Raw genomic sequence first — 19,230 nt, forward strand, 5'->3', positions numbered from 1 at the left:
GGTGCCCCTGGGCGACGCAATGAGACGCTCCGGACGGGCGCGGAATTTCGCCCACACGAGTAATGTATGGAGCAGATATGGGCCTTTTTTCACGGTTTCGCCGCAAGTCCAAGGATGTCGCGGAGGCGTCGCCCGAGGAGGCACAGGCCGGAGATCTGACGGCCGGCACTCCGGAGGAAGCCGCGACGGAGGGGACGCAGGGCGCGGCCGGGACCGAGAAGGGCGCCGGGACTCCTGGAACCGCCGAGGGGGAGAGCGTCGAGATCCCCAAGCAGCAGTCCGCGGACGAGGCGGCGGACAATGAGGCCGGAGAGAGCGCCCACAAGTAGTCCCCCGAAGAGCGAAGGTGATCCATGGGTTTCCTGGATTCGTTGAAGGCCAAGATCGCTCCTGCGAAGGACAAGGTCTCGGATCTCGCGCAGCAGCACGAGGGCAGGATCGAGCAGGGTCTGAGCAAGGCCGCCAAGGCGGTCGACAGCAAGACCAAGGGCAAGTACAGCAGTCAGATCGAGTCGGGAACGGGCAAGGCCAAGCAGGCCCTGGACCGCATCGCGCACAAGGACGGCGGGACCGGCGGGACGAGCGGTACCGGCACTGCGCCGCCGCCTCCTCCTCCTCCGGCTTCCTGACCAGCGGTGCCCTGACGAGCGGCAACGGAGGACGGGCGCGGAGCGCACATCGCTCCGCGGCCGTCCGCCGTGCTCGTGTCTCTTGGCGTTCTCGGCGGTTCCCCCGGCTTCAGGACCAGGCGGCGACGAAGTAACCGACGCCGTACGGGGCCTCCTCGTACAGCAGCCGGCCGCCGAGACCGGCGCCCTCGGCGGCGCCTGCGAGGACCTGCCAGGGTGCCCGCCCCGCCGCCTTGAGTTCGTACGCCACGTGCTCGTCCAGGGCCAGCAGGGCGGCCGTGTCGGCCGCGCCCAGTGCCCGTGCCGCTGCCGCGTCGAAACCGTCGGCCCGTTCGTCCAGGTAACCCGGCGCTTTGAGGGTCCGGCAGGCGCTGCCGTCACCGAGCACGAGAAGGGCGACCCGCTCCGCCCGTGCGGCCAGTTTCCGGCCCTCGTCCGCGCACCGGCCGCGCGCGAGCCGCTCCCCGACCCCCAGGCCCTCCACGGGGGCGTCCGCCCACGGCGTACGGGAGAGCAGCCAGGCGCCCACGGCCAGGGACTGCGGGAGTCCGCGCCCTGCGGCGCCCGCCCGGTCGCCCTCCGCGGTCGTGCCGAGACTCACACCGAGTCCGACGCCGAGACCCCGGAAGCTGCCGGCGCTTCCCCGGGGGTACGTTCCGGTGCCGTCCTGTCCCGCGGGGCCCGCGGGGCCCGCGGGGCCTTCGGGGCCGACCACGACCAGCAGGTCGGGGCGGGACGCCGCGAGGACCCCGAGAGCGTCCGCGCAGGCGTCCCGTGCGGCCTCGAGTTCCCCGGCCGCTCCGGAGGCGATCTCGGGGACCAGGAGCGGCGGACAGGGGCATACGGCGGCGGCGACAAGCATGTCCGGAAGCCTAGTACCCCGGCGGAACGCCGTCCTGGGGCTCCGGGGCCTCACTGTCGTACAGCAGCTCCAGCACGCCGAAGCGGCAGTGGTAGTCCCGGGAGCGGCCCTCGGTGACGGTCAGGAAGCCTTCGCCCTGCCGGTAGACCAGGCGGCGCCCCGGACGGCGGGGGTGCTCCGGCCGGTAGGTCCTCGCCCAGCTCTCCAGCCGGGCGAGAGCCTCTTCCCGGGTGCCGTCGACATGGGCCAGCACCCGGAGCGCCCACATCTTCTCCTCGCCGCTTCCCTGGTTCTCCTCGACGACCAGGCCCCACCGGCCCATGTCTCCCCCTCGGCGCGTGGACCGGTTGTCAGCCGGTCACTGGACGGAGCAGCCTCCGGTGGCCGCGGGCAGCGGCTCCGGTACGCCGATCTTCGGCAGCCCCAGCAGAACGCCCGGCCCCTGCTGCGGCCGCGCGGTGCGCTTCTCCCAGGCGTCGCCCGAGCGGGTGCGGCGTACCGCCTTGGAGGGGCCCTCGGCCAGCAGGTGGTGCGGCGCGGCGTAGGTGATCCCGACCGTCACCACGTCACCGGGGCGTACGTCCTCGTCGGGCTTCGTGAAGTGGACGAGGCGGTTGTCGGGGGCGCGGCCGGAGAGGCGGTGCGTGGCGCCGTCCTTGCGGCCCTCGCCCTCGGCGACCATGACGTCCACGGTCCGGCCGACCTGCTTCTTGTTCTCCTCCCAGGAGATCTCCTCCTGGAGGGCGACCAGGCGCATGTAGCGCTCCTGGACGACCTCCTTGGGGATCTGGTCCTCCATGGTGGCGGCCGGGGTCCCGGGGCGCTTGGAGTACTGGAAGGTGAAGGCCTGCGCGAAGCGCGCCTCGCGGACCGTGTGCATGGTCTGCTCGAAGTCCTCCTCGGTCTCGCCGGGGAAGCCCACGATGATGTCGGTGGAGATGGCGGCGTGCGGCATCGCGGCGCGCACCTTCTCGATGATGCCGAGGAAGCGCTCCTGGCGGTACGAGCGGCGCATCGCCCTGAGCACCGTGTCCGAGCCGGACTGGAGCGGCATGTGCAGCTGCGGCATGACGTTCGGCGTCTCGGCCATGGCGGCGATCACGTCGTCCGTGAAGTCGCGCGGGTGCGGCGAGGTGAAGCGCACGCGCTCCAGGCCCTCGATCTTCCCGCAGGCGCGCAGGAGCTTGGAGAACGCCTCGCGGTCACCGATGTCGGAGCCGTACGCGTTGACGTTCTGGCCGAGCAGGGTGATCTCGGAGACGCCCTCGGCGACCAGGGCCTCGATCTCGGCGAGGATGTCGCCGGTCCTGCGGTCCTTCTCCTTGCCGCGCAGCGCCGGGACGATGCAGAAGGTGCAGGTGTTGTTGCACCCGACGGAGATGGAGACCCAGGCGGCGTACGCGCTCTCGCGGCGCGTCGGCAGGGTGGACGGGAACGCCTCCAGCGACTCGGCGATCTCGACCTGCGCCTCTTCCTGGACGCGGGCGCGCTCCAGCAGCACGGGCAGCTTGCCGATGTTGTGCGTGCCGAAGACCACGTCGACCCAGGGGGCCTTCTTGACGATGGTGTCGCGGTCCTTCTGCGCGAGGCAGCCGCCGACGGCGATCTGCATGCCCGGCCGCCTCGTCTTCATCGGGGCGAGCCTGCCGAGGTTGCCGTACAGCTTGTTGTCGGCGTTCTCCCGCACCGCGCAGGTGTTGAAGACGACGACGTCGGCGTCACCGTCGGCGCCCTCCGGCGCCCGGACATATCCCGCGCCCTCCAGGAGGCCCGAGAGCCGCTCGGAGTCGTGGACGTTCATCTGGCACCCGTAAGTGCGCACCTCGTATGTCTTCTCACTCATCTCGTACACCAGGGTACGGGGCCGGGCACCCCCTGGTCCCCGAGGGGAGTGAACTGGCAGGATCGCGCGCATGCCCCAGGTCCTCCCCCGCATCAGCCGCCGCCGCGCCCTCCGGGGGGCCGCCGCCGCACTCGTGGTGTCCGGGCTGCTGCTGTGGTGGCTCCTGCCGGTCGGGGAGTCCTCGCCGCGCGGGAGGATCACGTTCAGTACGGGTGTGACGACCGGGGTCTACCAGCGCTACGGCGAGCTCCTGGGCGAGTCCCTCGCCCGTGATCTCCCCGAGGTGGACATGCGGCTGCGGACCAGCGAGGGGTCGCAGCAGAACCTCGCGCGGCTGGCGAGCGGGGAGGCCGATTTCACCATCGCCACCGCGGACGCCGTGGCGAAGTACCAGCGGGACCGGATGCCCGGCGCGAAGCGGCTGCGCAGCTGCGCGCGGCTGTACGACGACTATGTGCAGCTCGTCGTGGCGAAGGGCTCCGAGGTGCGGTCCGCGGCCGGTCTGCGCGGCATGCGGGTCGCGGTGGGGCAGGACGGCTCGGGCGTACGGCTGGTGGCGAACCGGCTGCTGGAGGCCGCCGGGCTCGACCCCGAGCGGGACGTCGTCCCGGTGTCCGCCGGCATCAACACCATGCCCCGGATGCTGGAGAAGGGCGAGATCGACGCCTTCTTCTGGTCGGGGGGCCTGCCCACCAGTGCCGTGCGGGATCTGTCGGAGCGGATGGCGATCCGGCTCGTACCGCTGGGTGATCTGGTCGACGAGCTGCACGCGGCGGGCGGTGCCTCCCGCCACTACCGGTTCGCCGTGATGCCCGCCGACGCGTACTCCGAGGTGCAGGACGGGGTGGCCGTGCCGACGGTGGCCGTGGCCAATCTGCTGGTGACCACGGACCGTACGGACGCCGGGCTGACGGAGGAACTGACCCGCTCGGTGATAAGGAGCCGGGACCACATCGGCAACGTGGTGCACGCGGCGCAGCTGGTGGATCTGCGGACCGCGATCTACACCGATCCGCTGCGGCTGCACGAGGGCGCGCAGCGCTACTACCGGTCGGTCAAGCCGTAGCCGGTCAGGCGGTCAGGCGGTCAGGCGGTCAGGCGGTCAGGCGGTGGGGGACGTGCGGGGGACCGTCACGGTCACCCGCAGCCCGTGGGGCGTGTTCCGGGCGTACGACATGGTGCCGCCGCCGGCGAGGAGCAGGGCCCGCGAGATGGACAGGCCGAGGCCCGAGCCCTTGATGTTCTGGTGGCGGTTGCTGCGCCAGAAGCGGTCGCCGACGCGCGTCAGTTCGTCGTCGGTCAGGCCGGGGCCGCCGTCCGCGACGGTGACCGTGCAGGTCTTGCCGTTCGGCACGACCGCGACCTCGACCCCCTCGCCCCGGGGTGTGAACTTCAGGGCGTTGTCGATCACCGCGTCCAGGGCGCTGGAGAGTGCGACGAGGTCGCCCCAGGCGGTGACGGCCGCCGGGCCTTCGTACGTGAGGCGTACGCCCTTGTCGTCCGCGAGGGGGCGCCAGGCGGCGACGCGCTCGGTGACCAGTTCGCCGAGGTCGATCAGCCGGAGGTGGGCGGGGGCGTGTTCGGCCAACGCCAGGTCCAGCAGGCTGTCCAGGACCTGTGCGAGGCGCTTGCCCTCCGTGCGGACGGAGGCGATCTCTTCGTTTCCGGGCAGGTCGAGGTGGAGGAGCTCGATCCGCAGGAGCAGGGCGGCCAGTGGGTTGCGCAGCTGGTGGGAGGCGTCGGAGACGAAGGCGCGCTGCTGCTCCAGCACGTCCTCGACGTTGTCCGCCATCTCGTTGAACGACCGGGCCAGGCGCCTGAGTTCCGGCGGCCCGCCCGCGACCGCGACGCGCGAGTTCATCAGGCCGGTCGCTATGTCGTGGGTGGCCGCGTCCAGGATGCGTACGGGCCTGAGCACCCAGCCGGTCAGCCGGAACGCGGCGCCGACCGCGACCAGCATCGCCGCGACCTCGCCCGCCGCGATCAGCACCCAGCCGTGCAGCGTCCGCGAACGCATCTGTCCCGTGGGCGAGTCGGTGACGACGACCGCGACCACGTCACCGTCCCGGACCACCGGCGAGGCGACGAACAGCCGGCCGTTCTGCCAGGGCCAGACCTGCTCCGGATCGTGGCTGCGGCGCTTGTAGAGCGCCTCCTGGAAGGCGTCGCGGCCCTCGCCCTCCGCGGGAACGGACCAGTTCGCGGGGGCGCTCGCCATGGATGCGCCGTCGCGGTAGAAGACCCCCGCCCGGATTCCGTACACCCCGTGGTAGCTGGCGAGTTCGGTCTCCAGGGTCCTGCGCCGCTCGTCCTCGACGCTGTCCTTGCGGGCGGTGACGAACTGGGCGAGGGCCGCGAAGCGCGCCGTGTCGTCGATCCGGTCGACGACCACCCGCTGCTGCTGCGCGGCGGCCACGCTCACCGCGAGCGGGAAGCCCAGCGCGAGGAGGATGCCCGCGAGGAGGACGATGAGCAGCGGGAGGAGGCGGGCGCGCACGCGGGGTTACGGGCCCTGTACGGCGGCCGGGACGACGAGCCGGTAGCCGACGCCGCGCACGGTCTGGACGAGCGCGGGCATCCGCAGCTTGGAGCGCAGCGAGGCCACGTGCACCTCCAGGGTGCGGCCGGTCCCCTCCCAGCTCGTACGCCAGACCTCGCTGATGATCTGCTCCCGGCGGAAGACGACACCGGGGCGCTGCGCGAGGAGGGCGAGCAGGTCGAATTCCTTGCGGGTCAGCTGCACCTCGGTGCCGTCGACGCTGACGCGGCGCGTGGGCAGCTCGATGCGTACGCCGCCGAGTCGCAGGGCGGTGTCGGCGGCCGTGGCGGACACCGGCGCGTCCCCCGTCGCCTTGCGCCTGCTGACGGCGTGGATACGGGCGAGCAGCTCGCCGGTGTCGTACGGCTTCACGACGTAGTCGTCGGCGCCGAGGTTGAGGCCGTGGATGCGGGAGCGCACGTCGGCCCGCGCGGTCACCATGATCACCGGGGTGTCACCGCGCTTGCGGATCTTGCCGCAGACCTCGTAGCCGTCCTGGTCGGGCAGTCCGAGGTCGAGCAGCACGACGCCGAAGGGCTCCTTCTCGGCCGGCAGGAGCGCCTGGAGCGCCTCTTCGCCGCTGCGGGCGTGGACGACCTGGAACCCGTGCCGGACGAGGATGGCGGAGAGGGCCGCCGCGACGTGGTTGTCGTCCTCGACGAGCAGCAGTCTCATGGCCGGCCCCCCTCCTCCGGTGAAATCTTCGTGAATTGGCCTCAGGGCATAAACGCCGATGCGTCACGTTCCAGTCAAGACCCTTCCCGTCACGGGCATGTTCCGTTATGGAGCCGGTATCCCCACCCGGAGTCCCGTTCACGCGGAGTGTCCGGTTGCAGCCGGATCGTTATGCTCAATTTCAGCTCAGATGTAATGACGCTGGTCGTAGCGGCTGACTAGGGTCCTCCCAACCGAGGAGGACGGAGCAAGAAGCCGATGAGCGGAGTTTCAGTGACCAAGGCCGCCGATGACGCTGCGCCCGCAGCCGACGACCTGGTCGTGCTGAGCAACGTCAACAAGCACTTCGGCGCGCTGCATGTGCTCCAGGACATCGATCTGACCATCGCCCGTGGCGAGGTCGTGGTCGTCATCGGACCCTCCGGGTCCGGAAAGTCCACGCTGTGCCGCACCATCAACCGCCTGGAGACGATCGACTCCGGTGCGATCACGATCGACGGAAGGCCGCTGCCCCAGGAGGGCAAGGAACTCGCCCGGCTGCGGGCCGACGTCGGCATGGTCTTCCAGTCGTTCAACCTCTTCGCGCACAAGACGGTGCTGGAGAACGTGACGCTGGGCCAGATCAAGGTCCGCAAGGCGGACAAGGCCGCGGCCGAGAAGAAGGCACGGGAACTGCTCGACCGGGTGGGCGTCGGCTCGCAGGCGGACAAGTACCCGGCGCAGCTCTCCGGCGGTCAGCAGCAGCGTGTCGCGATCGCGCGGGCGCTGGCCATGGACCCCAAGGTCATGCTCTTCGACGAGCCCACTTCGGCGCTCGACCCCGAGATGATCAACGAGGTGCTGGAAGCCATGCAGCAGCTGGCACGCGACGGCATGACGATGGTGGTCGTCACCCACGAGATGGGCTTCGCGCGCTCGGCCGCCAACCGCGTCGTCTTCATGGCGGACGGCCGGATCGTCGAAGAGGCCACGCCCGACCAGTTCTTCAGCAATCCGCGCAGCGACCGGGCCAAGGACTTCCTGTCGAAGATCCTTCACCACTGACGATTCACGACTTACGACATAAGGGATGTTCACGATGAAGCTCCGCAAAACTGCCGCTGTCGCCATTGCTGTGCTCGCCCTGACCGCGACCGCCTGCGGCGGTGAGTCCGGGACCGCCGGCGACAAGCCGAAGGCCCCGGCCGGCGGCAAGGACGCCCCCAAGCTTCCGACGTACACGGTCGCCAAGGACGTCAAGATCGACTCGCCGGTCCTGAAGAAGGCCCAGAAGGCCGGCAAGATCACCTTCGGCGCCAAGAACGACCAGCCGTACCTCGGGTTCGAGGACACCGACGGCAAGCGTTCCGGCTTCGACATCGAGATCGCCAAGATGGTCGCCGCCGACCTCGGCTTCTCGCCCGACCAGATCACTTTCAAGACGGTCGACTCCGGTGTCCGCGAGACGACCATCTCGAAGGGTGACATCGACCTCTACGTCGGTACGTACACGATCAACGACGAGCGCAAGAAGCAGGTCGGCTTCGCCGGTCCGTACTTCATGGCGGGCGCCGACCTCCTGGTCCGCAAGGAGGACAGCGCGATCACCGGGCCCGAGACCCTCAAGGGCAAGAAGGTCTGCTCGATCGTCGGCTCCACGCCGCTCCAGGAGATCAAGAAGCCGAAGTACGGCGCGAAGACCGTCGAGCTCTCGAAGTACTCCGAGTGCGTGCAGCAGCTCGTCAACAACGAGGTCGACGCGGTCACCACCGACGACGCGATCCTCAAGGGCTACGCCGCGCAGCGTCCGACGAAGCTCAAGGTGGTCGGCAAGCCGTTCACCAAGGAGCCGTACGGCATCGGCATGAGCAAGGGCGACAAGGCGCTGCGCGAGGCGGTCACCAAGTCGCTGGAGACGCACATCAAGAACGGCGACTACAAGAAGGCGTACGACGCGACGCTCGGCCTGTCCGGCTCCGCGTTCACCGAGCCGCCGGCGCTCGAGCGCTACTGACAACCGCCGCCTGTCTCCGGTGGTGACTTTCCGGGCCCCGTACGCGCTTGAGGGGAGCGTACGGGGCGCGGTGTCCCCTGCCCGTCCGCTGCCGCCCACGAGGACTTCCCCGTGAATGTATTGCTCGACCACTTGCCGGAGTTCCGTGACGGTTTCATAGGAACCGTGCTGCTGACCGCCGCCAGTGCACTGCTCGCGATGGTGCTGGGCGTCGTGATGGCCGGTTTCCGCGTCTCTCCCGTACCGCCCCTGCGGTTCTTCGGCGCCGCCTGGGTCACGCTCTTCCGCAACACTCCGCTGACGCTGCTGTTCCTCGTCGTCTGGTTCGTGGTGCCCGCCGTCTTCGGCAGCGGCATGAACCCGTGGGTCAAGGCCCTTCTGGCGCTCGGCTTCTACACTTCCGCGTTCGTCTGCGAGGCCGTCAGGTCCGGCATCAGCACGGTGCCGCTCGGCCAGGCCGAGGCCGCCCGTTCCCTGGGCATGTCGTTCTTCCAGACGCTGCGCATGATCGTCCTTCCGCAGGCCACCCGCACCGTGATCCCGCCGCTGAGCAGCATCTTCATCGCGCTCACCAAGAACTCGGCGATCGCGGGAGCGTTCAGCGTCACCGAGCTCTTCGGTGTGCAGAAGCTGCTGAGCGACAAGGGCTTCGCCATCGCCCCGATCTTCCTGTTCGTGGCTCTCGCCTACCTGGTCATCACCTTCACCATCAGCGGTCTCTTCCGGCTGCTCGAGCGGCGCATGGAGGTCGCACGATGAGTTCGACCGTCCTGTACGACGCCCCTGGTCCCAAGGCCCGGGTCCGCAACCGCGTCTACACCGTCGTCGGTTCCCTCTGGGTCCTCGGCCTGATCGCGTTCGCGGTCTACCGCCTCGCGGACGGCGGGCACCTGGCGCCCGAGATGTGGGACATCTTCAACTACGCCGGAGTCCGGACCAGCATCCGCGACGGCATCCTCTCCACCCTCCAGGTGTTCGCCGTGGCGGCGGTGCTGTCACTGGTCCTCGGCGTCGTGCTGGCCGTGGCGCGGCTCTCCGACCACCGTCCGGTGAGCGCGCTGGCGACCGGCTTCATCGAGCTGTTCCGCGCCATCCCGCTGCTGATCACCATTTACGCGCTGTGGGTCGTGTTCCTGACGTACAAGGACAACCTCGGTTTCGTCGGCGAGAGCTCGGCCTTCTGGGCCCTGGTCGTCGGCCTGACGGTCTACAACGCGTGTGTGCAGGCCGAAGTGCTCCGGGCCGGCGTCAACGCCGTGCCCAAGGGGCAGGTCGAGGCGGCGTACGCGCTGGGTCTGCGCAAGTCGCAGGTCATGACGATGCTGCTGATCCCGCAGGCCGTCCGCTCCATGCTGCCGACGATCATCAGCCAGCTCGTGGTGACCCTGAAGGACACCTCGCTCGGTTACATCATCACGTACGCGGAGCTGCTGTTCGTGGCCCGGAGACTGGCCAACAACACCATCGTCAATGACGACTATCCGTACGTCCCGGTGGTCATCGTGTTCGGAGCGATCTACGTCGCGATGTGCCTGGCGCTCTCCTCGCTCGCCACCTGGGTCGAGAAGCGCGGCCGCCGGGCCAAGACCGGCATCGCGCCGGCCGCCGCCGCCGAACCGCTGGAGGCGCCCGGGGTGCTCGACGCCGGTGGCGGGCCGCTCGGACCGCACAGGGAAGGCGGGGCCGGAGGTACCGAAGGGCCCGACGGCAAGAAGAACTGACGAAATGTGAGGCAGCGGCCCCCGCGCCGCTGCCTCTGTCACTTGACGCAAGCACCCGCAGTGGGTTGCATACGTTCTGTGATCGTGCACCGGGTTCCACCTGCCGCTTCCCGCATGTCCGTACGGACGGGAGGGGGCGCGCCGTGGACCCGGTGATCGTCGTCGGGGCCGGTCCTGTCGGACTGGCCCTCTCCCTGGCTCTCGCCGGCCAGGGCGTGCCCTCCGTCGTGCTCGACGAGGGGGCGGGCAAGGACGAGCCCCGCACGGCCCGTACGGCCGTCCTGCGGCCGGACACCGCGGAGCTGCTCGAACGGCTCGGCTGCGCCACGGTCCGTGACGACGGGGCGCGCTGGGCCGGATGGCGGTCCCTGCGGCGCCATCAGGAGGTCAGGCGGATCGTTTTCGGCGACGACGGTGGTCCGCCCTCCCCGGTGCATCTTCCCCAGCACGACCTGACGCGCGGGCTGCGGGACGCCGTCACGGCGCACGAGCTGGTGCGCACCGTGCCGCACGGACGTCTCGACACCATCGAGCAGGACGACGGCGGCGTCACCGCGCACACACGCGAACCCGGGGCCACCTCGTGGCGCGGCAGCTTCCTGGTCGGCTGCGACGGAGCGCGGTCGACGGTGCGCAAGCTCCTCGACATCCGCTTCCCGGGACGTACGTCGGTCGAGCGGCATGCCGTCGCCGCGCTGCGTACGGAACTGCCCTGGCCGGACGAGGCGTTGCTGCACCGCATGCCGCCGTGGCGGACCGGCGGGCAGGAAGTGACCGCCCGCCCGCTGCCCGGCGGTGTGTGGCGGCTCGACTGGCTGCTGCCGTCGCGCGGCGAGCTCGTCACTCCCGAGGCCCTGCTGGCGCGGATCCGGGACACGCTGGGCGGCTGGTGCGGCGAGACACCTCCGTACGAACTCATCGACACCGGCGTGTACACCGTCCACCACCGGCTGGCCCGCAGGTGGCGGGTGGGGCGGGCGTTCCTCGCCGGGGACTCCGCCCATCTGCTCGGCGCGCTCGGCACGCAGGGCCTCGACGAGGGGTTGCGGGACATCGACAACCTGGCCTGGAAGCTGGCCCAGGCCTGGCACCTGGGGGCGTCGGAGACGCTGCTCGACAGCTACCAGGCCGAGCGGCGCACCGCGGTCGCCGCGCGCCTGCGCGCCGCCGACCAGGCACTGCCCGTACTGCGGGGCAGCGGACTGCGGACGTACCTTTCCGGTACCGCGCGCGGGCACGACACCCTGCTCACGGGCGGGCACCTGGGACGCGGGGCACTGGGAGCGCCACCCGAGTACACGCACTCCCCGCTCACGCCCCTGCACACCGAGGCGCAGACGCTCGTCGGCACGCCCCTGGGCGGGCCGGTGGCGGACGTGCGGGCGACCGCGCCCGACGGCACCACGGTGCGGCTGCGGGACCGGCTGGGGCGCGGACGGCAGCTGGTGGTGCTGGTCGCGCCGGGGACGGGCGTGTGGGACCGGCGGCACTGGATGACAGCGGGGCTGATGCCCCGGCTGGCCGCGGCCGTGACGGCCCTGCCGGTACGCGCGGAGCTGCTGGTCGCGGAAAGCTATCCGGGGGCGACCGCGCACACCGTGCTGCTGGTGCGGCCCGACGGGCATCTGGTCGCGGCGTTCCACGGTGTGCGGCCCGCGGAGCTGTACGCGGCCGCGGACGCGGCGCGCGGGGGCGCGCCGGCGGGGGCGCAGGCCGGGCCGGGGCCGCAGCGTTCCGGGGAGGCCGAGGGTCCCGGGGAGCCCGGGCGCTCCGGTTCCGAGAAGACCACGCACGCCGGCCGGACCGCGGACATCAATTGACCGTCACCGGTGTGCGTGGTCTACTCCGGAGCGTGACCGACACCGACGTGCGCCTGTGGCGGAGGGTCCATATGGACCTCGTCCGCTACGCGGGCTGCGTGTGTCCTGCGTCCTGCTGATTCGCCCTTCCCTCCTCGCGCTGTGCCGTGCTGTGGTCCCGGCCGCGCGTTCCCGCGAACTCCTTCAGGACGGTCCCCGTGTCTCTTTCCGTACGTTCCCCAGGCGCGCCCGAAAGCGTTCCCCGGAACGCGGCGTCTTCGCCCTCTTCCTCGGAACTGCTCGCGTTCGTGCGCCGTACCGCCGCCGACGCTTCCCTGGTGGCTTCCCTTCCGCTCGATCCCGAGGGCCGTACCTGGGTACGGCTCGACGGGCCCGGGGGCAGCGAGGCCTGGCTGATCGGCTGGCCGCCCGGCACCGGTACCGGCTGGCACGACCACGGCGGCTCGCACGGGGCCTTCGCCACCGCGGCGGGCACGCTGCGGGAGGAGTCGCTCGCGGCGCGCATCCCGACGGAGGGCTGGAAAACGCTCGAACTCGCCGACGGGATCGACCGGGAGCGGCGGCTGACGGCAGGTCGCGGACGGGCCTTCGGCGCACACCATGTGCACCAGGTGCTGAACGAGTCGGTGGACGAGCACGCCGTCTCGGTGCACGCGTACTACCCGCCGCTGCCGATGATGCGGCGCTACAGCCGTACGGGAGCGATGTTGCGTCTGGAGCAGGTCGAGCGCCCCGAGGAGTGGCAGTGAGCAGCGGACGTACCGGCATCGACGAACTGCTGGAGCGGGTGCGCGAAGGGCTCGACCGGATCGGGCCGCAGGAGGCGTACGACGCCGCCGCGGCCGGTGCGCTGCTGGTGGACATCCGGTACGCCGCGCTGCGCGAGCGGGACGGGCTGATTCCCGGGGCGCTGGTCGTCGAGCGCAACGAGCTGGAGTGGCGGCTCGATCCGCAGGGCAGCCACCGGGCTCCGGAGGCCACCGGTCATGATCTGCGGGTGGTGGTGATCTGCAACGAGGGGTACGCGTCGAGTCTGGCGGCCGCCTCGCTGCGGCAGTTGGGGCTGCACCGGGCGACGGACCTCGTCGGCGGGTTCCAGGCGTGGCGAGCGGCGGGGCTGCCCGTCGCCACGTGAGGAGGCCGCCGCGTGAGGAGAGCGCGGTGAGGGGCGCCCTTCCTGGAGGACGCCCCTCACCGCGTTGCTGTGTTCACTGCCGGGCTTCATTCCTGCTGTGCTTCGCTGCTGTACTCCGCTGCTTGGCGGTGGCCACCTCCGCCGGGCGGAACCTGAGCGCCACCCGGCCCGGGAGAGCCGTCGTCACCAGCGCGAGGAGCCCTGCCGCGCCGGCCGCGGTCGCGTACACCAGCGGGTGCACGGCGGGGACGGCGGCGCCCGTCGTGCCGACACTGAACGCGGTCAGGACGGCCAGCGCGATACCGGTGCCGAGGACGGCGCCGATCAGCAGGACCACGCCGTGGCAAGAGCCTCCTTCAGCCGACCGGGGCCCGTTCCCTTTCCGGGCACGACGCCGATGGCGGTGATCCGGCCGGGGCGGGCGGCATCCCCGGAGGAGAAGAAGAGGGAGGTCTGACGGCGCAGGTCGCCGACGGGGGCAGGGGCGGGTGGCGGCAGGGGCCTCGATGCCGGCGATCCGGTACCGCCGGGGTCCTGTGCCATGCCCACATACCCTCCTGTGCACCCATGGGGGGTGCACTGGAGCGGACCTGCGTCTTCGACCGGGGGTTGCCCCCTGCCCGCGGGGCCGCGGAACCGGTGCCCGGAGGTGTCCGGCCCGGGCCGGCCCGTCATGGTGTGCCGCCCTGGCTAGAGCGGGTCGTAGCCCAGGTCGTCGTCCGCGGCCTCGCCTTCTTCCTCCAGGGCGCGTCTGACCACCCGCAGGGCCATGCCCTCGGGGTAGCCCTTGCGGGCCAGCATGCCGGCGAGGCGGCGCAGCCGGCGGTCGCGCTCCAGTCCCCGGGTCGAGCGGAGTTTGCGGGCCACGAGCTCGCGGGCTCTCTCCTCCTCCTGGTCGGAGTCGAGCTGCCCCACCGCGTCGTCGATCAGCGTGGGGTCCACGCCCTTGTTCCGCAGCTCCCGCGCGAGCGCCCGCCGGGCGAGGCCCCGGCCGTGGTGGCGGGACTCCACCCAGGCGTCCGCGAAGGCCGCGTCGTCGATGAGTCCGACCTCCTCGAAACGGGACAGCACCTCGTCCGACACCTCGTCCGGGATGCCCCGCTTGTGGAGTGCGTCGGCGAGCTGTTTGCGGGTGCGCGCGGTCCCGGTGAGCAGCCGCAGGCAGATGGCCCGCGCCTGCTCACCGGGGTCCTGGGGCGGCAGCCCCTTGCCGGCCCTCGGCGGGTCGGGGCTGCCGCTGTCCTCGGCGTCCATACCTTCGCTCGCGCTTCCCGGCCAGTCCGTCCTCCGGGTCACGGTCTAGCTCTTGGCTGCCGCGGGCTTGGCCGTCTTGGCCTTGGTCGCCGGAGCCGCTACCGACTTCGCGCCGTCGGCCACGGCCGGGGTGCCGACCGCCGCGTCCGCGCCCGGCTCTGCCCCCGGGACCACCGGCTTGACACCGACGCCCAGCTTTTCCTTGATCTTCTTCTCGATCTCGTCGGCGAGGTCGGGGTTGTCCTTCAGGAAGTTACGGGCGTTCTCCTTGCCCTGGCCGAGCTGGTCGCCCTCGTACGTGTACCAGGCACCCGCCTTGCGGACGAAGCCGTGCTCGACACCCATGTCGATCAGACCGCCCTCGCGGCTGATGCCCTGACCGTAGAGGATGTCGAACTCGGCCTGCTTGAACGGCGGCGCGACCTTGTTCTTGACGACCTTGACGCGGGTGCGGTTGCCGACCGCGTCCGTGCCGTCCTTGAGGGTCTCGATGCGGCGGATGTCGAGCCGCACCGAGGCGTAGAACTTCAGCGCCCGGCCACCCGTCGTGGTCTCCGGCGAGCCGAACATCACACCGATCTTCTCGCGGAGCTGGTTGATGAAGATGGCCGTGGTCCCGGACTGGTGCAGCGCACCCGTGATCTTGCGCAGCGCCTGGCTCATCAGCCGGGCCTGGAGACCGACGTGCGAGTCGCCCATCTCACCCTCGATCTCCGCTCGCGGCACCAGGGCCGCGACGGAGTCGATGACGATGAGGTCGATGGCGCCCGAGCGGACCAGCATGTCCACGATTTCGAGCGCCTGCTCGCCGGTGTCCGGCTGGGAGAGGATCAGGTTGTCCGTGTCGACGCCGAGCGCCTTGGCGTATTCGGGGTCGAGCGCGTGCTCGGCGTCCACGAAGGCGACGGTGCCGCCGGCCTTCTGAGCGTTGGCCACGGCGTGCAGCGTCAGCGTCGTCTTGCCGGAGGATTCCGGTCCGTACACCTCCACCACACGGCCGCGCGGCAGCCCGCCGACGCCGAGCGCGATGTCCAGTGCGGTCGAGCCGGTGGAGATCACTTCGATGGGGTCGTTCGGCCGGTCGCCGAGACGCATCACCGCACCCTTGCCGAATTGCCGTTCAATCTGTGCGAGCGCGGCGTCGAGCGCCTTCTCGCGGTCGGTGCCTGCCATGGGTTCCACCCGATTTGCTTGTGTCGATCGCTTCACGTCAAAGACGCTATCTCCTGCCACTGACAACGCGTCCCGACGCCGTCCTGACCTGTGGATAACCGTGGGCAGCCCTTGCAGCTTCACGGCCCGGATCCCATGAGAATGGATGTTCGATTTCAGTGTCAAGCGCACCACGCCGACCGTCCCGGGGCCCTCTGCCCGCCTGTCCTTCGGGTCATGGCCCTCCCCCAGCGCACCGTGCCGCTCGGCGCCGCGGCCGGTGTCGCCCTGGTCACGGCCGTCGTGGCCCTGGTGCGTGACCGGGACGCGTTCGAGTCGCCGGCGTCGCCGACTTCACCTCGCCGGTCATGATGCTGGTGGGCCTGGGCCTGGGCCTGGGCGTCGGCATCGACTAAGCACTGCCGATCCCCTCCCGTTACCGGGGTGAACTGCTGAGGGGCGTGCGGGCGGAACGGGCCGGGCGCGGTGCGTGAGGGGCTCGCGGCCACCGGCAAGGTGATCACGGCGGCCGCGGCCATCATGATCGTGGTGTTCGCGGCGTTCGTGTTCAGCCCGGACCGGATGCTCCAGCAGTTCGGCCTCGGCCTGGCGGTCACGGTCCTGCTGGACGCCGTCGTCATCCGCTGCCTGATCGTGGCGGCGGTGACGCGGCTGCTCGGGCGTCGCGCGTGGTGGTTGCCGGCCCGGCTGCGCGGGGCGCTGCCGCGGGTGCGGCTTGGAGCGCCGCTGACACGGCACCGACGGCTCCTGCGCGAACGGAACCGGCACCAGTGGGACCGGGGGCCCCGGAGCGGTGGTCAGGCGTCGTCGTCCGAGGACGGCGGCGCCTGACCCTTGCGGGGCTCGTCCCGGGCCTCTTCGCGAGGCTCCTGGTGCAGCGTCCGCCGCAGGCGCACAAGAGCCGAGGTGCCCCGGCGCCGCTGGTGCCCGCCGTGCACGCGCGGGTCGTCCGTCACGGCGTACCGCTTCACATACGCGCCCAGGAACGCCTGCAGTGTGGCGATCGCCGGAATCGCGATCAGCGCGCCGACGGCCCCCATCAGCGCCGTGCCGGCGACGACCGAGCCGAAGGCGACAGCCGGGTGGATGGCGACGGTCTTCGCGGTCAGCTTGGGCTGCAGCACGTAGTTCTCGAACTGCTGGTAGACGACGACGAATCCGAGCACCCACAGGGCGTACCAGGGGTTGACGGTGAAGGCGATCAGCATCGGCAGCGCGCCCGCCAGGTACGTACCGATCGTCGGGATGAACTGCGACACCAGCCCGACCCACACCGCGAGCGCGGGCGCGTACGGCACGTCGAGGATCCACAGCAGGATGTAGTGCGCGACCCCGGAGATGAGCGCCATCAGACCGCGCGAGTAGATGTAGCCGCCGGTCTTGTCGACGGCGATCTCCCAGGCGCGCAGCACCTCGGCCTGGCGGGCCGGCGGCAGTACGGAGCACAGGGCGCGGCGCAGCCGTGGTCCGTCGGCCGCGAAGTAGAAGGAGAACAGGAAGATCGTCAGGAACTGGAACAGCCCGCCGAGCACGGTCGCCGACACGTCCAGGACACCGGTGGCGCTGTTCTGCACGTACCTCCGCAGCCAGTCGGAGTTCAGGAGGCTGTCCTGGACCTCGACCCGGGAGAGCTCGGTGCGGAAGGTCTGGTTGATCCAGTTGATCACCTGGTCGAGGTACTTGGGGAAGTCCTCGACCATCTCGACGATCTGGCCGGCCAGCATCGAGCCGAGCAGCACGACGAAGCCGATGCCGACGGCGAGCACTGCCATGAAGACCAGGAAGGTGGCGAGGCCGCGGCGCATGCCGTGGGCCGCCATCCGGCCGACGGCGGGCTCGATCGCGAGCGCCACGAAGAAGGCGATCAGGATGTTGATCAGCAACCCGACGAGCTGGTGGAACGCCCAGTCGCCGAGCTGGAAGCAGGCGTAGAGGGCGAGCGCGAGCACCATGGCGCGCGGCAGCCACCGGGGCATGCGGGCCGGACCGCTCTCCACTCCGGAGGACGCGGGCGGCGGTGCGGTCAGCGGGTCTTCGTGCCCGGCGGGCTCGTCAGTGGGTGCCACGGGCCCAGTCTGGCCCATGCCTGTGACACTCCGTCGCTCCCCCTGCCCTCAGCGCTTGTCCGGGGGGACGTCCATCGCGGCGCAGACACCGCGCCAGACGGTCTTCGCATCCCATCCGGCCGCCAGCGCCTGGTGCACCGTACGGCCGCCGAGCTCGGCCATCACGTGGTCGCGGGCGAACGAATCGGCGTACGCCTCGCCGAAGTGGTCCGCCATCCGCTCCCAGAAAATCGTCAACCGCATGACTCCATTATCGCGCCCCTGGGAGTGCAGCCCTGTCCGGAGAGCTTGCTGGCAGCGCTTTCCGTCCTACGGTCGTTCCATGGCTGGATCCGGAGCATCTCCCCTCGCGCGCGCCGAGCACTTCGTCTGGCTGACGGCCCGTGTGCTCGAACAGCGGCGGTTCGCCCACCACTTCCTGGGCGACGGCGCCGATGCGGTCGAAACGGCGCTCGCCCCGTACCAGGGCGAGGACGGCGGTTACGGCCATGCCCTGGAACCCCATCTGCGCGGTCCCGTGAGCCAGCCGTTGCACACCGCTCACGCGCTGCGTGTCCTGGACTCCATCGGCCGGTGCGAGGGCCCCCGGGTGGAGCGGATGTGCCGCTACCTGTCCGGGGTGTCGACGAAGGAGGGGGCGCTGCCCGCCGTGCATCCTTCGCTGCGCGGCTGTCCGGCCGCGCCGTTCTTCCCGGTCCTCGACGATCCTCCGGGCGATCTGCTCGCGACGGGTCCCGTGGTGGGGCTGCTGCACCGCAACGAGGTGTGGCACGCGTGGCTCTTCAGGGCCACCGATTTCTGCTGGGCCGCGATCGAGGCGCTGGAGGAGTCCCACCCCTGCGAGATCCAGGCCGCGGTCGCCTTCCTGGACGGCGTGCCCGACCGGGCGCGGGCCGGGGCCGCCGCGGACCGGCTCGGCCGTCTCGTGCGCGACCGGCGGCTGGTGGTGCTGGATCCGGCGCGGGCCGGGGAGCAGCCGGTCGCGGCGGGGTACGCCCCGGGCGAGCAGCACTTCCCGTACGAGTACGCCCGTACGCCGGGATCGCTCGCCCGGGGCTGGTTCACCGACGAGGAGATGAGCCGCTCGCTGGACTTCCTCGCAGCCGGGCAGCGGGAGGACGGGGGCTGGCCGGTCCGCCGGCGGGAGTGGGGGCCGGGGGCCGTGCTGGAGTCGCGCCCGATCGTGACGATCGACGCGCTGCTGACGCTACGGGCGTACGGACGTGCCGTCGGCTGACCCCGGCGAGGCGGCGTCCCGCAGCAGCAGGGCGGCGAGGGCGACGCCGCCCGGACAGGCCAGGTCGATGCCGGTCCGCGCGGCGGTCTTCGCGAGCCGGTGGCCGACGGTCTGGGGCGCGGGCCGAGCACGGCCACGGTGGCACGGCAACCCTGCCGCTGCGCGAGGAATGTGCGGAGAGTGTACGGAAGGGGAGGATCCGGCCGGTGTGACGCGCCACATCGTCCAGGGCACCAGAGCGTGTCGGCCGCGGGCCTTCCGGGGCACCGCCCAGGCCGGTGCC

25 protein-coding genes and 1 pseudogene are annotated in these 19,230 nt (G+C 71.1%); 14 read left to right on the forward strand and 12 right to left on the reverse strand.

Annotation, left to right across the window (positions count from 1 at the left end):
* Positions 1–77 precede the first annotated feature (77 nt).
* Positions 78–329 (forward strand): hypothetical protein, encoded by a 252-nt coding sequence (locus ABD374_RS03790; RefSeq protein ID WP_344490552.1) that lies wholly within the window; start codon positions 78–80, stop codon positions 327–329.
* 24 nt (positions 330–353) lie between these two features.
* Positions 354–629, forward strand: a complete 276-nt coding sequence (locus ABD374_RS03795) for an antitoxin (protein WP_344490555.1) — start codon at positions 354–356, stop codon at positions 627–629.
* 109 nt (positions 630–738) lie between these two features.
* On the opposite strand, the gene ABD374_RS03800 is transcribed toward ABD374_RS03795, so the two are convergent.
* Genes ABD374_RS03800 through miaB form a run of 3 tightly spaced genes read right to left on the reverse strand, consistent with a single transcriptional unit; the run spans position 739 to position 3,334 of the window.
* Positions 739–1,491, reverse strand: coding sequence for a class III extradiol dioxygenase subunit B-like domain-containing protein (locus tag ABD374_RS03800; RefSeq protein WP_344490558.1), 753 nt, complete (start codon positions 1,489–1,491; stop codon positions 739–741).
* 10 nt (positions 1,492–1,501) lie between these two features.
* Complete coding sequence (locus ABD374_RS03805) at positions 1,502–1,813, reverse strand: hypothetical protein (protein WP_344490561.1); 312 nt, start codon at positions 1,811–1,813, stop codon at positions 1,502–1,504.
* A 36-nt stretch (positions 1,814–1,849) separates the two neighbouring features.
* Complete coding sequence (gene miaB / locus ABD374_RS03810; RefSeq protein ID WP_344490564.1) at positions 1,850–3,334, reverse strand: tRNA (N6-isopentenyl adenosine(37)-C2)-methylthiotransferase MiaB; 1,485 nt, start codon at positions 3,332–3,334, stop codon at positions 1,850–1,852.
* Positions 3,335–3,404: 70 nt separating this feature from the next.
* Here miaB and ABD374_RS03815 point away from each other — a divergent pair, with 70 nt between their 5' ends.
* Positions 3,405–4,400 carry a TAXI family TRAP transporter solute-binding subunit gene (locus tag ABD374_RS03815; protein WP_344490567.1) on the forward strand — a complete coding sequence of 332 codons (996 nt, stop codon included), beginning with the start codon at positions 3,405–3,407 and terminating at the stop codon, positions 4,398–4,400.
* 36 nt (positions 4,401–4,436) lie between these two features.
* Here ABD374_RS03815 and ABD374_RS03820 read toward each other — a convergent pair whose 3' ends face one another.
* Positions 4,437–5,831 carry a sensor histidine kinase gene (locus tag ABD374_RS03820; protein ID WP_344490570.1) on the reverse strand — a complete coding sequence of 465 codons (1,395 nt, stop codon included), beginning with the start codon at positions 5,829–5,831 and terminating at the stop codon, positions 4,437–4,439.
* Positions 5,832–5,837: 6 nt separating this feature from the next.
* On the reverse strand, positions 5,838–6,548 hold the full coding sequence (locus ABD374_RS03825) for a response regulator transcription factor (protein ID WP_344490573.1): 711 nt from the start codon (positions 6,546–6,548) through the stop codon (positions 5,838–5,840).
* 258 nt (positions 6,549–6,806) lie between these two features.
* On the opposite strand from ABD374_RS03825, the gene ABD374_RS03830 reads away from it, so the two are divergent.
* From ABD374_RS03830 to ABD374_RS03865, 8 genes are all read left to right on the forward strand, one after another.
* Positions 6,807–7,592, forward strand: a complete 786-nt coding sequence (locus tag ABD374_RS03830; RefSeq protein WP_344490576.1) for an amino acid ABC transporter ATP-binding protein — start codon at positions 6,807–6,809, stop codon at positions 7,590–7,592.
* A 34-nt stretch (positions 7,593–7,626) separates the two neighbouring features.
* On the forward strand, positions 7,627–8,541 hold the full coding sequence (locus ABD374_RS03835; RefSeq protein ID WP_344490578.1) for a glutamate ABC transporter substrate-binding protein: 915 nt from the start codon (positions 7,627–7,629) through the stop codon (positions 8,539–8,541).
* 111 nt (positions 8,542–8,652) lie between these two features.
* Positions 8,653–9,300, forward strand: a complete 648-nt coding sequence (locus tag ABD374_RS03840) for an amino acid ABC transporter permease (protein WP_344490581.1) — start codon at positions 8,653–8,655, stop codon at positions 9,298–9,300.
* Positions 9,297–10,262: an amino acid ABC transporter permease gene (locus tag ABD374_RS03845; RefSeq protein WP_344490584.1), complete on the forward strand. Its 966-nt coding sequence runs from the start codon at positions 9,297–9,299 to the stop codon at positions 10,260–10,262. The genes ABD374_RS03840 and ABD374_RS03845 overlap by 4 nt, the downstream gene beginning before the upstream one ends.
* A 143-nt stretch (positions 10,263–10,405) precedes the next feature.
* The gene (locus ABD374_RS03850) at positions 10,406–12,082 is read left to right on the forward strand and encodes an FAD-dependent monooxygenase (RefSeq protein ID WP_344490587.1); all 1,677 of its coding nucleotides are present in this window, start codon (positions 10,406–10,408) and stop codon (positions 12,080–12,082) included.
* Between the two features lie 47 nt (positions 12,083–12,129).
* A complete protein-coding gene (locus tag ABD374_RS03855) occupies positions 12,130–12,201 on the forward strand; it encodes a putative leader peptide (RefSeq protein WP_344490683.1) in 72 nt (23 codons plus the stop codon).
* A 78-nt stretch (positions 12,202–12,279) separates the two neighbouring features.
* Complete coding sequence (locus ABD374_RS03860; protein ID WP_344490590.1) at positions 12,280–12,831, forward strand: cupin domain-containing protein; 552 nt, start codon at positions 12,280–12,282, stop codon at positions 12,829–12,831.
* Positions 12,828–13,217, forward strand: a complete 390-nt coding sequence (locus ABD374_RS03865; protein WP_344490593.1) for a rhodanese-like domain-containing protein — start codon at positions 12,828–12,830, stop codon at positions 13,215–13,217. Before ABD374_RS03860 ends, ABD374_RS03865 begins: the two co-directional genes overlap by 4 nt.
* Positions 13,218–13,290: 73 nt before the next feature.
* On the opposite strand, the gene ABD374_RS03870 is transcribed toward ABD374_RS03865, so the two are convergent.
* From ABD374_RS03870 to recA, 4 genes are all read right to left on the reverse strand, one after another.
* Positions 13,291–13,554, reverse strand: coding sequence for a hypothetical protein (locus ABD374_RS03870; protein WP_344490596.1), 264 nt, complete (start codon positions 13,552–13,554; stop codon positions 13,291–13,293).
* Positions 13,542–13,760 carry a hypothetical protein gene (locus ABD374_RS03875; RefSeq protein WP_344490599.1) on the reverse strand — a complete coding sequence of 73 codons (219 nt, stop codon included), beginning with the start codon at positions 13,758–13,760 and terminating at the stop codon, positions 13,542–13,544. Before ABD374_RS03875 ends, ABD374_RS03870 begins: the two co-directional genes overlap by 13 nt.
* A gap of 147 nt (positions 13,761–13,907) precedes the next feature.
* On the reverse strand, positions 13,908–14,513 hold the full coding sequence (recX, locus tag ABD374_RS03880; protein WP_425577120.1) for a recombination regulator RecX: 606 nt from the start codon (positions 14,511–14,513) through the stop codon (positions 13,908–13,910).
* Positions 14,514–14,516: 3 nt separating this feature from the next.
* Positions 14,517–15,644 (reverse strand): recombinase RecA, encoded by a 1,128-nt coding sequence (recA, locus tag ABD374_RS03885; RefSeq protein ID WP_344490602.1) that lies wholly within the window; start codon positions 15,642–15,644, stop codon positions 14,517–14,519.
* A gap of 216 nt (positions 15,645–15,860) precedes the next feature.
* Between recA and ABD374_RS03890 the strand changes: the two genes are divergently transcribed.
* Both ABD374_RS03890 and ABD374_RS03895 read left to right on the forward strand, forming a co-directional pair.
* The gene (locus tag ABD374_RS03890) at positions 15,861–15,995 is read left to right on the forward strand and encodes a hypothetical protein (protein WP_344490605.1); all 135 of its coding nucleotides are present in this window, start codon (positions 15,861–15,863) and stop codon (positions 15,993–15,995) included.
* 111 nt (positions 15,996–16,106) lie between these two features.
* Positions 16,107–16,475: pseudogene (locus ABD374_RS03895) on the forward strand (MMPL family transporter); the annotation flags it as partial.
* Here ABD374_RS03895 and ABD374_RS03900 read toward each other — a convergent pair.
* Positions 16,442–17,620 (reverse strand): AI-2E family transporter, encoded by a 1,179-nt coding sequence (locus ABD374_RS03900; protein ID WP_344490689.1) that lies wholly within the window; start codon positions 17,618–17,620, stop codon positions 16,442–16,444. The pseudogene ABD374_RS03895 and the gene ABD374_RS03900 overlap by 34 nt on opposite strands.
* Before the next feature lie 138 nt (positions 17,621–17,758).
* Positions 17,759–17,953, reverse strand: coding sequence for a DUF3046 domain-containing protein (locus ABD374_RS03905; RefSeq protein WP_344490608.1), 195 nt, complete (start codon positions 17,951–17,953; stop codon positions 17,759–17,761).
* Positions 17,954–18,032: 79 nt separating this feature from the next.
* Between ABD374_RS03905 and ABD374_RS03910 the strand changes: the two genes are divergently transcribed.
* Positions 18,033–18,947: a hypothetical protein gene (locus tag ABD374_RS03910; protein WP_344490611.1), complete on the forward strand. Its 915-nt coding sequence runs from the start codon at positions 18,033–18,035 to the stop codon at positions 18,945–18,947.
* On the opposite strand, the gene ABD374_RS03915 is transcribed toward ABD374_RS03910, so the two are convergent.
* Complete coding sequence (locus ABD374_RS03915; RefSeq protein WP_344490615.1) at positions 18,918–19,097, reverse strand: hypothetical protein; 180 nt, start codon at positions 19,095–19,097, stop codon at positions 18,918–18,920. The genes ABD374_RS03910 and ABD374_RS03915 overlap by 30 nt on opposite strands.
* Positions 19,098–19,230 lie beyond the last annotated feature (133 nt).

The organism is Streptomyces enissocaesilis, from assembly GCF_039533765.1.
Taxonomy (GTDB): domain Bacteria; phylum Actinomycetota; class Actinomycetes; order Streptomycetales; family Streptomycetaceae; genus Streptomyces; species Streptomyces enissocaesilis.

What these genes read in the sequence shown, in the direction of transcription:
- ABD374_RS03790 (WP_344490552.1), top strand. Translation starts at nt 78, where the DNA reads ATGGGCCTTTTTTCACGGTTTCGCCGCAAGTCCAAGGATGTCGCGGAG.
- ABD374_RS03795 (WP_344490555.1), top strand. Translation starts at nt 354, where the DNA reads ATGGGTTTCCTGGATTCGTTGAAGGCCAAGATCGCTCCTGCGAAGGAC.
- ABD374_RS03800 (WP_344490558.1), bottom strand. Translation starts at nt 1,491, where the DNA reads ATGCTTGTCGCCGCCGCCGTATGCCCCTGTCCGCCGCTCCTGGTCCCC.
- ABD374_RS03805 (WP_344490561.1), bottom strand. Translation starts at nt 1,813, where the DNA reads ATGGGCCGGTGGGGCCTGGTCGTCGAGGAGAACCAGGGAAGCGGCGAG.
- miaB (WP_344490564.1), bottom strand. Translation starts at nt 3,334, where the DNA reads ATGAGTGAGAAGACATACGAGGTGCGCACTTACGGGTGCCAGATGAAC.
- ABD374_RS03815 (WP_344490567.1), top strand. Translation starts at nt 3,405, where the DNA reads ATGCCCCAGGTCCTCCCCCGCATCAGCCGCCGCCGCGCCCTCCGGGGG.
- ABD374_RS03825 (WP_344490573.1), bottom strand. Translation starts at nt 6,548, where the DNA reads ATGAGACTGCTGCTCGTCGAGGACGACAACCACGTCGCGGCGGCCCTC.
- ABD374_RS03830 (WP_344490576.1), top strand. Translation starts at nt 6,807, where the DNA reads ATGAGCGGAGTTTCAGTGACCAAGGCCGCCGATGACGCTGCGCCCGCA.
- ABD374_RS03835 (WP_344490578.1), top strand. Translation starts at nt 7,627, where the DNA reads ATGAAGCTCCGCAAAACTGCCGCTGTCGCCATTGCTGTGCTCGCCCTG.
- ABD374_RS03845 (WP_344490584.1), top strand. Translation starts at nt 9,297, where the DNA reads ATGAGTTCGACCGTCCTGTACGACGCCCCTGGTCCCAAGGCCCGGGTC.
- ABD374_RS03875 (WP_344490599.1), bottom strand. Translation starts at nt 13,760, where the DNA reads ATGGCACAGGACCCCGGCGGTACCGGATCGCCGGCATCGAGGCCCCTG.
- recA (WP_344490602.1), bottom strand. Translation starts at nt 15,644, where the DNA reads ATGGCAGGCACCGACCGCGAGAAGGCGCTCGACGCCGCGCTCGCACAG.
- ABD374_RS03890 (WP_344490605.1), top strand. Translation starts at nt 15,861, where the DNA reads ATGGCCCTCCCCCAGCGCACCGTGCCGCTCGGCGCCGCGGCCGGTGTC.
- ABD374_RS03900 (WP_344490689.1), bottom strand. Translation starts at nt 17,620, where the DNA reads ATGCCCCGGTGGCTGCCGCGCGCCATGGTGCTCGCGCTCGCCCTCTAC.
- ABD374_RS03905 (WP_344490608.1), bottom strand. Translation starts at nt 17,953, where the DNA reads ATGCGGTTGACGATTTTCTGGGAGCGGATGGCGGACCACTTCGGCGAG.
- ABD374_RS03910 (WP_344490611.1), top strand. Translation starts at nt 18,033, where the DNA reads ATGGCTGGATCCGGAGCATCTCCCCTCGCGCGCGCCGAGCACTTCGTC.